This is a genomic window from Achromobacter sp. 2789STDY5608621, from assembly GCF_001299375.1.
GTDB classification, from domain to species: Bacteria; Pseudomonadota; Gammaproteobacteria; order Burkholderiales; family Burkholderiaceae_B; genus Achromobacter; species Achromobacter insuavis.
In genome coordinates this window covers 109817-123491 of the sequence record NZ_CYTU01000013.1, presented here as the reverse complement: position 1 = coordinate 123491, position 13675 = coordinate 109817, and the positions used below count along the sequence as shown (strand labels likewise).

Here is a 13675-nt window from a genome sequence, read left to right as displayed (position 1 = left end):
TTTTTTGTCCGGCGGGTGCGATGGCCGGGCGCGGCGCCGCCGCGTGCGACAATCGCACCCCCGGCGGCCCGTCCCGCCCTGGCTTTCCTGAATTCCGCCGCCATGCATTCCAACCCGCATCCGCCCTCGGGCGCCATGAGTCCGTCCGCCAAGCGCGTGGCCGTTATCGGCGGCGGGCCGGCCGGCCTGATGGCGGCCGAAGGGCTGGCCGCGCGTGGCGTGCAGGTCGACGTGTACGACGCGATGCCGTCGGTCGGCCGCAAGTTCCTCATGGCCGGGCGCGGCGGTTTGAACCTGACCCACAGCGAGGCCGCGGCGCCGTTCCTGGCGCGCTATGGCGAACGCGCCGGCCAGATCGCGCCCTGGCTGCGCGCGCTGGACGCCGATGGCTTGCGCGCATGGGCGGGGCAGCTCGGCATCGAGACTTTCGTCGGTTCGTCGGGCCGGGTCTTTCCCGCCGAAATGAAGGCGGCGCCCTTGTTGCGCGCCTGGCTGGCCCGCCTGCGCGCCAGCGGCGTGCGCTTTCACATGCGTCATCGCTGGCTCGGCTGGCCGTCGGATGGCGCGCCCGGCGCGGCCGAGCTGCGCTTCGACACGCCCGATGGCGTGCGCACCTGCGCGGCCGACGCGGTGGTGCTGGCCCTGGGCGGCGGCAGCTGGGCCAAGCTGGGGTCGGATGGCGCCTGGCTGCCCGGGCTGGCGGCGCACGGCATCGCCACGGCGCCGCTGCGCGCGGCCAACTGCGGCTTCGACGTGGCATGGTCCGAACACTTCCGGCAGCGCCATGCCGGCCAACCGGTCAAGTCGGTCACGCTGCGCTGCGTCGGTGAATCGGGACCGGGGCCGGCCCGCCAGGGTGAGTTCGTCGTCACGGAAAACGGCATCGAGGGCAGCCTGGTCTACGCGTTGTCGGCGCCGCTGCGCGACCGCATCGAGACGGCCGGGCAGGCGGTGGCCCTGCTCGACCTGGCGCCGGGCTGGACCCAGGAGCGGGTGCTGGAAGCCGTCACGCATCCGCGTGGCGCGCGCTCGATGTCCAGCCACCTGCAGAGCCGGCTGGGGCTGACCGGCGTCAAGGCCGGCCTGCTGCGCGAGTGCGCCGGCGCCGATGACTTCCGTGATGCGGCGCGCCTGGGGCGCTTGATCAAGGCCCTGCCGCTGACGCTGGTGCGTACCCGTCCGATGGACGAGGCCATCAGCACCGCGGGCGGCGTGGCGTTCGACGCGCTGGAGCCCGGCCTGATGCTGCGCCAGGCGCCGGGCGTGTTCTGCGCGGGGGAAATGCTGGATTGGGAAGCGCCGACCGGCGGCTATCTGCTGACCGCGTGCATGGCCAGCGGGGTGGTGGCCGCCAGCGGCGTGGCGGCGTTTCTGGGGATGGCCGGCGCGCCGGCTCAGGAACTGCCGGGATAGGGCGAAGCGCCCTGGGCCGGGCGCGGCGCCAGGTCGTTGACGACATGGCCGACCACGGTCGGGCCATCGGGTTGCGTGGCGATGCCGATGACGCGGGTGATGGCGCTGGCCGGCATGCTGGTGCCCTGGCCCGGATCCTGCACCAGCTGCCAGATCTTGGCGTCGCCCGAGAAGGCTTCGCTTTCGGCGCTGTCGTCGGCATCGAGGCAGTCGCGGGTGAACATCGACCAGTCGGAGGCGCTGCAAGGCAAGCCGTGCGCGGTGGCCAGGCGGGCCAACGCCAGAGGCGCATCCGCCTGGCTCGCGGCGTGCTGGGCGGCCGCGCCCAGCGAGACATCCAGCGACAGCAGGCGGAGAAACTCCACGACATTGTCTGTATTCATGCTTCGGTCTCCCTCTCTTTGGAGCGGTTCTGGCCGGCGGCTGGCGCGCGCCGGAGGTGGGGTCAGCCGGGTCCTTGTCCCAGCATCGCGACCAGGGACTGCTTCAGGCGCGCGGAAAAAATGGGTACGGTGTGGGAAACGCCGCTGCGGTCGACGCCTTCCTTGAGCTGGACCGATTGGCCCAGGAAGATCTCGGGGGCGGCGGCGATCTCGTTGTATCGGGCCAGCAACTGGTCGACCTGTTCCTGGGCGTCGGCCAGGGTGGCGCTGGCGGCCAGCCTGCCGGCGGTGTAGTTCTGCAGGATGCGGTGCAGATCGTCGATGAAGAGCGCCAGCGCCGCCTGTCCGCGGCATTGTGGCTGTTCCCAGCCCCATGCCTGGGGCGTGCCGCCCGCGTTTTCCGATACGTGTTTCTTGTTCATAGCGCATCCTAATCCATTGCCGCCAAATACGCGACAGGCGTACGGGGGAGGGGCGCACCCTGCGCAAACGGTGGCCTTTGCGGTATGCTGGCTTCGGTTTTCACGCCTCGACAGGAGATGCCCATGAAGAACAAAGTGATTCTCGTCATGCTGCTTTCGATTGCCGCCATGTCGGCGGGGTGCAATACCGTTGCCGGCGCGGGCAAGGATATCCAGCGCGGCGGCGAGAAGATCGAGGGCGCCGCGACCAAATAGGGCGCCGGGCGTTCCGCGCGCCTGCGGGCGCGGCCAGGGCCACGCAGAAATGTCGCGACATTTCGGGCGTGGCCTTTTTGCGGCCGCTGGCATAATCGCGGGAATCCGAATCCGATGGCAGGAAGAATCATGCGCAAGACTGTATGGGTGGGTGTCACGTTGATGGCGTTGCTGGGCGGTTGCGCCAGCACGGGCGTTTACGAGGCCGATACCGTGTTGAAGGAAACCTTCAGCGTGGATACCAATTACCAGGCGGCCTTCCGCCGCGCCGGCGAATACGTGCGCACCTGCCATGTGAACGTGCAGCATCCGTACAACGTGTCGTATGCCTGGAAGCACGTCCTTGGCGAGAAGGGCGCGCCGGACGAGGTCCAGGTCTACAAGGTCGGCGAAACCGCCAAGATCCTCGAACTGATCTCCGCCGAGGCCGACGGTCCGGCCAAGGCCAAGGTCACCGTGACCGTGTTGGGCCAGGGCCGCTGGAACGCGGCCGAGATCGCCGCCGCCCGCGCCTCGATCCAGACCGCCACGCCGGCCTGCCGCAAGGAAGACTAAATGGACCCGCGCGCCCAGCAGCTTCGCGCCGCCGGCCTGCCGTTCGCGCTGCTGGCCGGCGCGTTCCGCTTCCTGGGCTGGCTGAACGGCGGCGCCGCGCTGGGACTGGCGGCGTTTTCGCTGGGCATCGTCGGCGGCGACATCGCCGCGCCCGATCTGCAACTGCCCCTGCTGCTGCTGTTGGCCGGCCTGCTGCTGGCCTGCCTCGGGGTCTTGTTCGCCTACCTGGCGCAGGTCAGCCTGTTGCGCCAGGGCTACACCGGCCGCTTGACCCGCGCGCACCTGCCGGCGCAGGTGCTTGCCATGCTCTGCTATGTCGTCAGCGCCCTGGCGTTCTGCGCCGGCTGCTGGCTGGCGGCCGGGCAGGGCACGACGGATGCCGCGCCACAGATGACGACCTACGCTCGACGCTGAGTTTCGAGGGTAAACCCGTGTGCGCAAAAGTGTTGGACATGCACTTGCGTTGGGAATAATATGCGCAGTGCGTATACAAACCCTTTCTTCGGGACCTGTCATGACCATTTCCCAGCAAGCTTTCCTGCGCGATGCGATGCGCCGCCTGAATCTCACGCGCGACGTGTTCGCGACCCGGATCGGCGTCAAACGCCGCGCGCTCGACACCTGGCTGTTGCCGGAAGGCTCGCAGGAATTCCGCGCGATGCCGGAAGTGGTGCAGCGTTTCGTCAGCGAAATCGTCCAGAACGGCGTGCTGCTCGAAAAATATACGCAAAGCGTACAAGATGGCCCGCTGCGTGAGCGGATCGCGGTAGAGGGCAAGAACCAGCTGCTGTCGGTGGACCAGTTCACCCGCGAATCGGTCGAGGACCTGTTCCGCGTGGCCGACATGATGCAGCCCATCGCGCGCCGCCAGAAAGTCTCGCGCGTGCTGGAAGGCGCGGTGCTCGGCAACCTGTTCTTCGAGGCCAGCACCCGGACCCGCGTCAGCTTCGGCTCGGCCTTCTGCCGCCTGGGCGGCTCGGTCTGCGACACCACCGGCTTCACCTTCTCGTCGATGGCCAAGGGCGAATCGATCTACGACACCAGCCGCGTCATGAGCGGTTATGTCGACGCGATGGTGATCCGCCATCCCGACCAGGGCTCGGTGGCCGAATTCGCGCGCGCCACCAACATCCCGGTGGTCAACGGCGGCGACGGCCCCGGCGAGCACCCGAGCCAGGCGCTGCTGGACCTGTACACGATCCTCACCGAGTTCTCGCGCCTGGGCAAGCTGCTCGACGGCGCGCACATCGCCATGGTCGGCGACCTGAAGTACGGCCGCACGGTGCATTCGCTGATCAAGCTGATGGCGCTGTACAAGAACGTCAAGTTCTCGCTGGTGTCGCCCAAGGGCCTGGAAATGCCCTCCTACATCATCGAGCAGGCCAGCCGCAACGGCAACATCATCGAGCAGAAGACCTCGCTGGCCGAGGGCCTGGCGGGCGCCGACGTGATCTACGCCACGCGCGTGCAGAAAGAGCGCTTCGCCAACGAAGAGAACGAAGGCTACACGCCCGACTTCCAGATCAACCGCGCCATCATCGACGCCTATTGCGGCCCGGACACCATCGTCATGCACCCGCTGCCGCGCGACAGCCGGCCGGGCGCCAACGACCTGAGCGTGGACCTGAACCATGATCCGCGCCTGGCGATCTTCCGCCAGACCGACAACGGCATTCCCATCCGCATGGCCATCTTCGCGGTGCTGCTGGGCGTGGAAGGGCTGGTGCAGCACTCGCTGCGCGACGTGACCTGGCAGCACCCGTCGCACATCGGTCCGGACGATTCGGTGTTCCACGGCCTGGAGTAAGGCGTCCGCGGGACGGCGTAGCGCGGCCGCCATGACGGCCGACGCCGGCGATTTCAAGCATAATCCGCGCTGGTTTTTCCTGTCGCGTGTCGTTCCGAGACACGCCATGGAATCTTCGGTCGGATGGTCTTATGTCTTCGAGCAGTCGCGCAGTCCCGTCTTCTCCTGATCCCGCCGGGCAGGCGTGCTACCTGAGCGCGTCCAATGCCCAGGCCTGGCAGGCGGTCTATTCGTCGGTCGATGCCTACACCCGCGGCCAGGTCGCGGCGGTGGTGTCCGACAGCGCCAACGAGCTGGTCGACGCCTTCTATTCCACCTTGCTGGCCGATGCCGAGGCCGGCCCGCGCCTGTCGCACGAGATCGTCGCCACCCGCCTGCACAAGGGCATGAAGGGCTGGCTCAAGGGCCTGCTGTGCGTGCGCGAGCAGGGCGACATCGCGGCGCTGATGGCGGTGCAGAAGAAGGTGGGCGAAGTGCATGCGCGCGTGCACATCCCGATCCACCTGGTGATGGCCGGCGCCCGCATCCTGAAGAACGAAATCGCGTTGCGCCTGCGCGCCAGCGACCTGGACGGCGTGGCGGCATCGGTCGCGACCCAGTACGTCTGCAATCTGTTCGACCTGGCGATCGAGCAGATGAGCCGCGCCTTCATGCGCGACATCAACCGCGGCGCCCGCAACGACGAGGCCTACCGCCTGTTCGCGCTGGGCCAGAACATTTCCACCGAGCGCGAGCGCCAGCGCGCCGCCCTGCTCGAATGGAGCCAGGCGGTGCTGATCGGTCTGCACTACCGCGCGCCGGAACAGGTGCTGCCGCGCCTGGCGGCGTCCGAGTTCGGCCTGTGGCTGCAGCACAAGGGCGGCGTGCTGTTCGAGAGCGCGCCGGCGCTGCGGCAGATCACCGAAGCGGTGGCGCGGCTGGACGACGTGGTGCTGCCCAGCCTGCTGCAGGGCGGCCCGGCGTCGCTGCCGGACCAGGTGCGTGAACTGCAGGAACTGGTGGCGCGCATCAAGCACCTGCTCAATGGCCTGTTCGACATGGTGGCCGAGATCGAGAGCGGCAGCGATCCGCTCACCAACGTGCTCAATCGCCGCTTCCTGCCCTCGGTGATCGGCCGCGAGATCCTGATCGCCACGCGCGAGCGCTCGACGTTCTCGGTGCTGCTGCTGGATATCGATCACTTCAAGGCGATCAACGATCAGCATGGCCACGCCGGCGGCGACCAGGTGCTGCGGCAGTTCGCCGAGGTGGTGCACCAGTCCTGTCGTTCGAGCGATTTCGTGTTCCGCTATGGCGGCGAGGAGTTCCTGGTGGTGCTGGTGGACACGGCGCGCGACGCGGCGCTGCTGGTGGCCGAGAAGCTGGGCGCCGAGATCCGCCGCCACGCCTTCATGATTCCGGAAGTGGGCGCCTTGCGCATCACCGCCAGCATCGGCGTGGCCGCCTTCGACGGCCATCCCGACTACGCCTACCTGATCGACCGCGCCGACAAGGCGTTGTACCAGGCCAAGCAGTCGGGCCGTGACCGCAGCGTTGCCGCCTGACGGGCGCGTGGCCATCTTGTTCGTGGCTGGCGCGCCGCGCCCATTCAAGCCGCGCGCAAGCCGCCACGAGAACAAATGGCCGCCCCATGAAAAAGGCCGCCCCCTCTAAAGAGAGGAGCGGCCCGTCGCGGTGAAGCCGGAGCGCGGGGCTCAGATCTTCTTTTCGCCGCCCAGCGCGTCGACCAGCTCGGCCAGCATCTTGGCCAGCTCGCCCGTCATCAGCATCATGTCGGAATCGAACTTCTCGTCGTCGTTGGTGGCGACGGTGTCGTTGCCTTCCTTGAGCACGTCCAGCGGCGCGACGCGCTTGACGTCCAGGCCTTCGGTCAGCACGAACGAGATGCGGTCGGCCCAGGTCATGGCCAGGCGGGTGCACTGCTTGCCCGACTGGATATGGCGGCGCACGTCGTCGGCGTCGATCGAGTGCTTGACGTAGCGGATGGCCGCGCCGCTTTCGCCGGACGAACGCAGCTCGGTGTCCTGGTCGATGCTGAAATTGCTCGGCGCTTCGTCCTCGGCCAGCCAGCCGGTCATGGCGGAGGCGGGCGACTGGGCCACGTACAGGTTTTCGAGCGGGAACGGATCCACGCACTTGGCCAGCAGGCCGATGACTTCGTCGGCCTTGGCCGAGGCGGCGGCATCGATCACCAGCCAGTGGTTCTGCGGGTCGATCCACACGCGGGTGTCGCGGTACACGCTGAAGGCGCGCGGCAGCAGCTCGTCGGTGACGCGCTCCTTGATTTCCTTCATCTGCTTGCGGCCCGGCTTGTAGCCCTGCTGCTCTTCGATCTCCTGGGCGCGCGCCTTGGCGACCTGGTTGACCACGGTGCTGGGCAGCAGCTTCTTCTCGGCGCGCAGATTCAGCAGGATCTGCCCGCCGACGACGTGCGCCAGCCCGCCGTTCTCGCGCGGCGGGACCCAGCCCAGGCTTTGCATTTCGAGGTTGTTGCCGGCCTGATAGGCGTGCCGCGCAAGCGTTTCTTCAAGCTGCTCGCCGGTCAGCGTCCACGGCGAGGAGAGACGGTAAATCTTGAGATTCTTGAACCACATGAGCGTCGGCCAAAAGGGTTGATTCTATACGACGCGGACGGCTTTGCCGCAGCGGTGCAATACGATGGGGTCAGGCGACACGTTCTGTCACTGACAGCCGCGCGGCCATGCGGTAATGTCCGCGGCATCCGTGTGCAATAGGAGAAGAAGCATGAAGATTGTCGGCGCCATCCTGATCGTGTTGGGCATCGCCGCCCTGGCGTATAAGGGCTTCAGCTACAAGTCCGAGGAAACCGTGCTGCAGGTCGGTTCGGTCAAGGCCACGGCCGAAACCGAGAAGTCCGTGCCGATCCCCATGTGGGCCGGCATCGCCGCGATCGTGGCCGGCGTGCTGGTCATCGGCGTGGGCATGCGCCGCTGAGGCGCGCCCCGCGCAGTGCCCGGGCGGCCGATGCGAGGCCGCCTTTTTCTTGGGCGCGCGCAACGCGTCCGGAAAAAAAAGCGGCCCGGCTCAATAGAGGCCGGGCCGGTACGGGAGCACACAATACCGCGTCATAAAAGGCTCGCGGGGAACGCGGTATCGGTGTCAGAACACTGGCCCTGCAATCGCCTGGCAGGGGGATCAATCGCCGGGCGATCAGGCGCAAGGCCGTAATCTGAGGCGCCAGTCTAACGGCGGGGGTCTGACAGGGTCCTGAATCGAGAGGACATCAGACGGTGTCAGGCCTGGTCGCCTGCGCGCGCGCAAAAAAAAAAGCTCCCAGAGGAGCTTTTGAAAGGCCGGGCAGGCGCAGCAGTCCCGCCCGGCGGGGGATGGTCGTTTAGGCGTTGATGTCGTTGTCCTTGGATTCGCGCACGAACAGCGTGCCGATGACCAGGGTCATGACCGCGATGATGATCGGGTACCACAGGCCGTCGTAGATGTTGCCGGTGGCGGCCACCACGGCGAAGGCGACCGGGGGCAGGAAGCCGCCGAACCAGCCGTTGCCGATGTGATAGGGCAGGCTCATCGAGGTGTAGCGGATGCGGGTCGGGAACATTTCCACCAGCATCGCCGCGATCGGGCCGTACACCATGGTGACGTAGATCACCAGGATGGTCAGCAGCACGACGACCATGACGTTGTTGCTTTGCGCCGGGTCGGCCTTGGCGGGGTAGCCGTGGCTGCGGATGGCGGTGGTCAGGGCCTTGTCCAGTTCGGCGGCTTTGGCCTTAAAGTCGGCCGGCGCCATGGTCTTGCCGTCGAACGAGGCGAACTCGTCGTTGCCGATCTTGACCTTGGCGACCGAACCCGCCGGGGCCGCTTCGTTCTTGTAGTTCACCGAATTGCGCGCCATGAACGACTTGACCACGTCGCAGGAGCTGGTGAACGACGAGGTGCCTACCGGGTTGAACTGGAATGAGCAGGTGGCGGGGTCGGCGATGACCGTGACCGGGGCAGTCGCCTGCGCCTTTTCGAGCGCGGGGTTGGCGAAGTGCGTCAGGCCCTGGAAGATCGGGAAGTAGGTCGCCGCGGCGATCAGGCAGCCCGCCATGATGATGGGCTTGCGGCCGATCTTGTCCGACAGCGCGCCGAAGATCACGAAGAACGGCGTGCCGATCAGCAGCGCGATCGCGATCATGATGTTGGCGGTGTTGGCGTCGACCTTCAGCGTCTGCGTCAGGAAGAACAGGGCGTAGAACTGGCCCGTGTACCAGACCACGGCCTGGCCGGCGGTCAGGCCCAGCAGCGCCAGGATCACGACCTTCAGGTTCTTCCATTGGCCGAACGATTCGGCGATCGGGGCCTTCGAACCCTTGCCTTCTTCCTTCATGCGCTGGAAGGTCGGCGATTCGTTCAGCTGCAGGCGGATCCACACCGAGATGCCCAGCAGCACGACCGAGATCAGGAACGGAATGCGCCAGCCCCAGGCCTTGAAGTCGTCTTCGCCCATGACCGTGCGGATGCCCAGGATCACCAGCAGCGACAGGAACAGGCCCAGCGTGGCGGTGGTCTGGATCCACGACGTGTAGAAGCCGCGGCGGCCGTGCGGCGCGTGCTCGGCGACGTAGGTCGCGGCGCCGCCGTATTCGCCGCCCAGCGCCAGGCCTTGCAGCAGGCGCAGCACGATCAGGATGGCGGGAGCGGCCAGGCCGATGCTGGCGTAGCTGGGCAGCACGCCCACCAGGAAGGTGGACAGGCCCATCAGCACGATGGTGACCAGGAAGGTGTATTTACGTCCGACCAGGTCGCCCAGGCGGCCGAACACCAGCGCGCCGAACGGACGCACCGCGAAGCCGGCGGCGAAGGCCAGCAGCGCGAAGATGAAGCCCGCGGTCGGGTTCACGCCGGAGAAGAAGTGCTGGGCGATGATGGCCGCCAGCGAACCGTACAGATAAAAGTCGTACCACTCGAACACCGTGCCCAGCGACGAGGCAAAGATGACGCGGCGTTCATCCTTGGTCATCGGGCGCGGATTCGCGGATGGACCGCGACCTGCCATGGTAGTTGTGCTCATGATGTCTCCTCGATTTTTCTGGCCGGCGGTTTTCCGCCGTGCTTGACCCTCCGCCGGCGAGACCGACATCGAGCTATCGCAAGGTTGGGGCGCGAGGCTGACGAGGTTCTGACGTGACCCTTACCTGAATCTTAAATTTGAAACAAAAAGTAAAAAACCCTGGGGGGGGCTAGGGATAGTCCTAGGGACGGAACGGGGAACTCGCGTGGCGGCAAGCGCGGCGCGCGACGGCGCCGGGCGGAAACGCCTGGGCCGGCGCGAGGCGCCCGTCAGGGGTTCAGGCGGGGTCGGCCGGCCTCAGTCGCCGAGGTCGTCGACGGGTTCGACGTAGAGCGGGAAGACGACCCGGATGCGCGTGCCCGGCAGGTTCGAGTGCGGGGTCGGGTGGTCGGTGACCAAGACGGTGGCCTGGTGCTTCTGCGCGATCTCCCGGACGATGGCCAGGCCCAGTCCGCTGCCGTCCGACAGCGTGCCCAGCACGCGGTAGAAGCGGTCGAACACGCGTTCGCGCTCCTCCGGCGCGATGCCGGGGCCGGAGTCCTCGACCTCCAGCACGCCCTGGTCGCCCTGCGCCTGCACACGCACCGTGATGTGGCCGCCGCGCGGCGTATAGCGCAGCGCGTTGTCCACCAGGTTGTTGAGCAGTTCGGCCAGCAGCAGCGGGTTGCCGTTGATCTCGACCGGGGTCTCCGACCCTTCGAAGCCCAGGTCGGTGCCGAGCGACAGCGCGTGCGGCACCCAGTGCATCGCCTGTTCGTAGGCAATGGCGTTCAGGTCGGTGGCGGCCAGTCCGATGGCGCTGGGGTTTTCGGCCCGCGCCAGCAGCAGCAACTGGTTCACCAGGCGGGTGGCGCGTTCGGAGCCGGTCACCAGCTGGCGCAGGCTGGCCTGCATTTCCTCGGGGCTGGCGTCGCGCAGGGCCAGTTCGGCCTGGGTCCGCAGGCCCGCCAGCGGGGTCTTCAACTGGTGCGCGGCATCGGCGACGAAGCGGCGCTGCGCCTGGACGTTGTCCGACAGCCGGTCGAGCAGGTCGTTCATGGCCGCGACCAGCGGCGCGATCTCGGAGGGCGCGGCGCGTTCGTCGATCGGCGACAGGTCGTCCGGCCGGCGCGCCCGCAGCCGCTGCTGCAGCGCATTGAGCGGCGCGACCCCGCGCGACAGCCCGAACCACACCAGCAGCACCGCGATCGGCAGCACCACGAACTGCGGAATGATCACGCCCTTGATGATGTCGTTGGCCAGCTGGGTGCGTTTCTCCACGGTCTCGGCCACGATCAGCAGCGCCGGCTGGGTGTTGGGCAGGTTCAGGTCGACCCAGGTGAAGGCCAGGCGCACGCCGAAGCCGCGCAGGGTGTCGTCCTCGTACTGCACCTCGCCGGGACGCGGCTGGCCGACCGAGGCGGGCAGGGGCAGGGCGCGGTCGCCGCCCAGGTATTCGCCGCGGCTGCCGAGCGCCAGCCAGAAGACGCTGTCGGTCTCGTCGGCGCGCAGCACGTCGCGCGCCGGGTCGGTCATCCGCAGCACCGCGCGGCCGTCCTGGGCGTGGACCTGGCGCGTCAGCACGTGCAGGTTGTTGGCGAGCGCGCGGTCATAGGGCACGTTGGCGATGTTCTGCGCCACCACGTAGGTGATGGCGACGCTCATCGGCCACAGCAGGAACAGCGGCGCCAGCATCCAGTCGAGGATCTCGCCCAGCAGCGAGCGCTGCGGCGGCGCGAAGCTGGGGCCGCGGGCCCCGGCCTGCATCACATCCAGCGCTTCCTGGTTGAGCGCCTCCGGCTGTGGCGGTTCAGCTGGCGAGGTAGGCCGCACCCTGATCCCGTTCCAGGCAGTAGCCCAGGCCGCGCACCGTCACGATCTTCACGCCGCTCGGTTCGAGCTTCTTGCGCAGGCGGTGCACGTAGACCTCGATGGCATTGGTGCTGACTTCCTCGCCCCATTCGCACAGGTGGTCGACCAGCTGGGTCTTGCTGACCATGCGGCCGCTGCGGGTCAGCAGGATCTCGAGCAGGCTGACTTCGCGCGCGGACAGGTCCAGCGTCTGGTCGTCGACCATCGCCACGCGCCCGGTCTGGTCGAACACCAGCCGGCCGTGCTTGAGCAGCGTGGCGCCGCCGCCCGCGCCGCGGCGCGTCAGGGCGCGTACGCGCGCTTCCAGCTCGGACAGCGCGAACGGCTTGGCCATGTAGTCGTCGGCGCCCAGGTCCAGCCCCTTGACGCGCTGCTCGATGCTGTCGGCGGCGGTCAGGATCAGGACGGGCAGGGCGGAGTTGCGGGCCCGCAGCCGCCGCAGCACCTCCAGGCCGGCCAATTGCGGCAGGCCGAGATCGAGGATGAGCAGGTCGAAGGCCTGGGCCGCCAGCGCCGAATCGGCCGCCAGGCCGTCGCGCACGGCGTCGACCGCGTAGCCGTTGTGACGCAGCGAGCGTGACAGGCCGTCGGCCAGGATGCTGTCGTCTTCGGCGATCAGAATGCGCATGGGCTGTCGAAAAGAAGTAGGGCGCGCCGGGTGAGCGACGCACGCGTGCCGCCCTCGGTGGAGTGCCGGGGCGGCGTGCCGGGAGCGCAATGGGGACATAGCGCCAGTTTTTTCCTCGATTCTGTCATACGGCACCGGGCTTGCCCACTCAGGGAATACGTGGAAAACTGTGGCACACTGTTTTTTTGTACAGTACAATCCGATGCCATAATCTGCGCTATCGCTTTCTGATCGGTGCCGATTGCAGCCAGGATCCACCGCTTCGGCGCCGTTTCGATCAACCCCTTGCGACAACCCGCGCGCTGACCGGTATCCGTGCCGCGCCCGACACCCGATACGTTACAGACCTAGACCCGACAGGACACTACATGGACGACAAAACCACCAAGGCCGCCGCTTCGGAAAAAGCCAAGGCGCTCGCCGCCGCGCTCTCGCAGATCGAGAAGCAGTTCGGCAAGGGCTCGATCATGCGCTACGGCGACAACGAGGTCTCGCACGACATCCAGGTGGTGTCGACCGGCTCGCTGGGGCTGGACATCGCGCTGGGCGTCGGCGGCCTGCCGCGCGGCCGCGTGGTGGAAATCTACGGTCCGGAATCGTCGGGCAAGACCACGCTGACCCTGCAGGTCGTGGCCGAAATGCAGAAGCTGGGCGGCACCTGCGCCTTCGTCGACGCCGAACACGCGCTGGACGTGCAGTACGCCTCGAAGCTGGGCGTCAACCTGGCCGACCTGCTGATCTCGCAGCCGGACACGGGTGAGCAGGCGCTGGAAATCACCGATGCGCTGGTGCGTTCGGGTTCGGTCGACCTGATCGTGGTCGACTCGGTCGCGGCCCTGGTGCCCAAGGCCGAAATCGAAGGCGAAATGGGCGATTCGCTGCCCGGCCTGCAGGCCCGCCTGATGAGCCAGGCGCTGCGCAAGCTGACCGCCACCATCAAGAAGACCAACTGCATGGTCATCTTCATCAACCAGATCCGCATGAAAATCGGCGTGATGTTCGGCAACCCCGAAACCACCACCGGCGGCAACGCGCTCAAGTTCTACGCCTCGGTGCGCCTGGACATCCGCCGCATCGGCTCGATCAAGAAGGGCGACGAGGTCGTCGGCAACGAAACCCGCGTCAAGGTGGTCAAGAACAAGGTCGCGCCCCCGTTCAAGCAGGCCGAGTTCGACATCATGTACGGCGCCGGCATCTCGCGCGAAGGCGAAATCATCGACCTGGGCGTGGCCGCCAACGTGGTGGACAAGTCCGGCGCGTGGTACAGCTACAACGGCAACCGCATCGGCCAGGGCAAGGACAACGTCCGTGAATACCTGAAGGAACACA

General features: G+C 67.3%; 14 protein-coding genes. 8 read left to right on the top strand and 6 right to left on the bottom strand.

Annotation, left to right across the window (positions count from 1 at the left end):
* The first annotated feature begins 102 nt into the window (after positions 1-102).
* On the top strand, positions 103-1413 hold the full coding sequence (locus AOZ53_RS15220) for a TIGR03862 family flavoprotein (RefSeq protein WP_082385645.1): 1311 nt from the start codon (positions 103-105) through the stop codon (positions 1411-1413).
* Here AOZ53_RS15220 and AOZ53_RS15215 read toward each other — a convergent pair.
* The gene (locus AOZ53_RS15215) at positions 1395-1796 is read right to left on the bottom strand and encodes a hypothetical protein (RefSeq protein WP_054433353.1); all 402 of its coding nucleotides are present in this window, start codon (positions 1794-1796) and stop codon (positions 1395-1397) included. The two genes, AOZ53_RS15220 and AOZ53_RS15215, sit on opposite strands and share 19 nt — an antisense overlap.
* Positions 1797-1858: 62 nt before the next feature.
* A complete protein-coding gene (locus AOZ53_RS15210) occupies positions 1859-2218 on the bottom strand; it encodes a hypothetical protein (protein ID WP_054433352.1) in 360 nt (119 codons plus the stop codon).
* 123 nt (positions 2219-2341) lie between these two features.
* Here AOZ53_RS15210 and AOZ53_RS15205 point away from each other — a divergent pair, with 123 nt between their 5' ends.
* The 5 genes from AOZ53_RS15205 (at position 2342) to AOZ53_RS15185 (ending at position 6379) form a co-directional block, all read left to right on the top strand.
* Positions 2342-2473, top strand: a complete 132-nt coding sequence (locus AOZ53_RS15205) for an entericidin A/B family lipoprotein (RefSeq protein ID WP_006388387.1) — start codon at positions 2342-2344, stop codon at positions 2471-2473.
* A gap of 129 nt (positions 2474-2602) precedes the next feature.
* Positions 2603-3028 carry a BPTD_2524 family lipoprotein gene (locus AOZ53_RS15200; RefSeq protein ID WP_054433351.1) on the top strand — a complete coding sequence of 142 codons (426 nt, stop codon included), beginning with the start codon at positions 2603-2605 and terminating at the stop codon, positions 3026-3028.
* Positions 3029-3442 carry a hypothetical protein gene (locus tag AOZ53_RS15195; protein ID WP_054433350.1) on the top strand — a complete coding sequence of 138 codons (414 nt, stop codon included), beginning with the start codon at positions 3029-3031 and terminating at the stop codon, positions 3440-3442.
* Positions 3443-3542: 100 nt separating this feature from the next.
* Positions 3543-4835, top strand: a complete 1293-nt coding sequence (locus tag AOZ53_RS15190) for an aspartate carbamoyltransferase (protein WP_006393740.1) — start codon at positions 3543-3545, stop codon at positions 4833-4835.
* A 131-nt stretch (positions 4836-4966) separates the two neighbouring features.
* Positions 4967-6379 (top strand): diguanylate cyclase, encoded by a 1413-nt coding sequence (locus tag AOZ53_RS15185; RefSeq protein WP_054433348.1) that lies wholly within the window; start codon positions 4967-4969, stop codon positions 6377-6379.
* A 150-nt stretch (positions 6380-6529) separates the two neighbouring features.
* Here the strand turns inward: AOZ53_RS15185 and AOZ53_RS15180 are convergent, their stop codons facing one another.
* The gene (locus AOZ53_RS15180) at positions 6530-7429 is read right to left on the bottom strand and encodes a recombination-associated protein RdgC (RefSeq protein ID WP_006393742.1); all 900 of its coding nucleotides are present in this window, start codon (positions 7427-7429) and stop codon (positions 6530-6532) included.
* A 151-nt stretch (positions 7430-7580) separates the two neighbouring features.
* On the opposite strand from AOZ53_RS15180, the gene AOZ53_RS15175 reads away from it, so the two are divergent.
* On the top strand, positions 7581-7790 hold the full coding sequence (locus AOZ53_RS15175) for a hypothetical protein (protein ID WP_006388393.1): 210 nt from the start codon (positions 7581-7583) through the stop codon (positions 7788-7790).
* 400 nt (positions 7791-8190) lie between these two features.
* Here the strand turns inward: AOZ53_RS15175 and AOZ53_RS15170 are convergent, their stop codons facing one another.
* From AOZ53_RS15170 to AOZ53_RS15160, 3 genes are all read right to left on the bottom strand, one after another.
* Positions 8191-9852, bottom strand: coding sequence for an MFS transporter (locus AOZ53_RS15170; protein ID WP_054433347.1), 1662 nt, complete (start codon positions 9850-9852; stop codon positions 8191-8193).
* A 312-nt stretch (positions 9853-10164) separates the two neighbouring features.
* Positions 10165-11541 carry a sensor histidine kinase N-terminal domain-containing protein gene (locus AOZ53_RS15165; protein ID WP_156333401.1) on the bottom strand — a complete coding sequence of 459 codons (1377 nt, stop codon included), beginning with the start codon at positions 11539-11541 and terminating at the stop codon, positions 10165-10167.
* A gap of 115 nt (positions 11542-11656) precedes the next feature.
* Positions 11657-12346 carry a response regulator transcription factor gene (locus AOZ53_RS15160; protein WP_006393745.1) on the bottom strand — a complete coding sequence of 230 codons (690 nt, stop codon included), beginning with the start codon at positions 12344-12346 and terminating at the stop codon, positions 11657-11659.
* Between the two features lie 368 nt (positions 12347-12714).
* On the opposite strand from AOZ53_RS15160, the gene recA reads away from it, so the two are divergent.
* The coding region (gene recA, locus AOZ53_RS15155) for a recombinase RecA (protein ID WP_054488362.1) at positions 12715-13675 on the top strand (961 nt) is incomplete at its 3' end.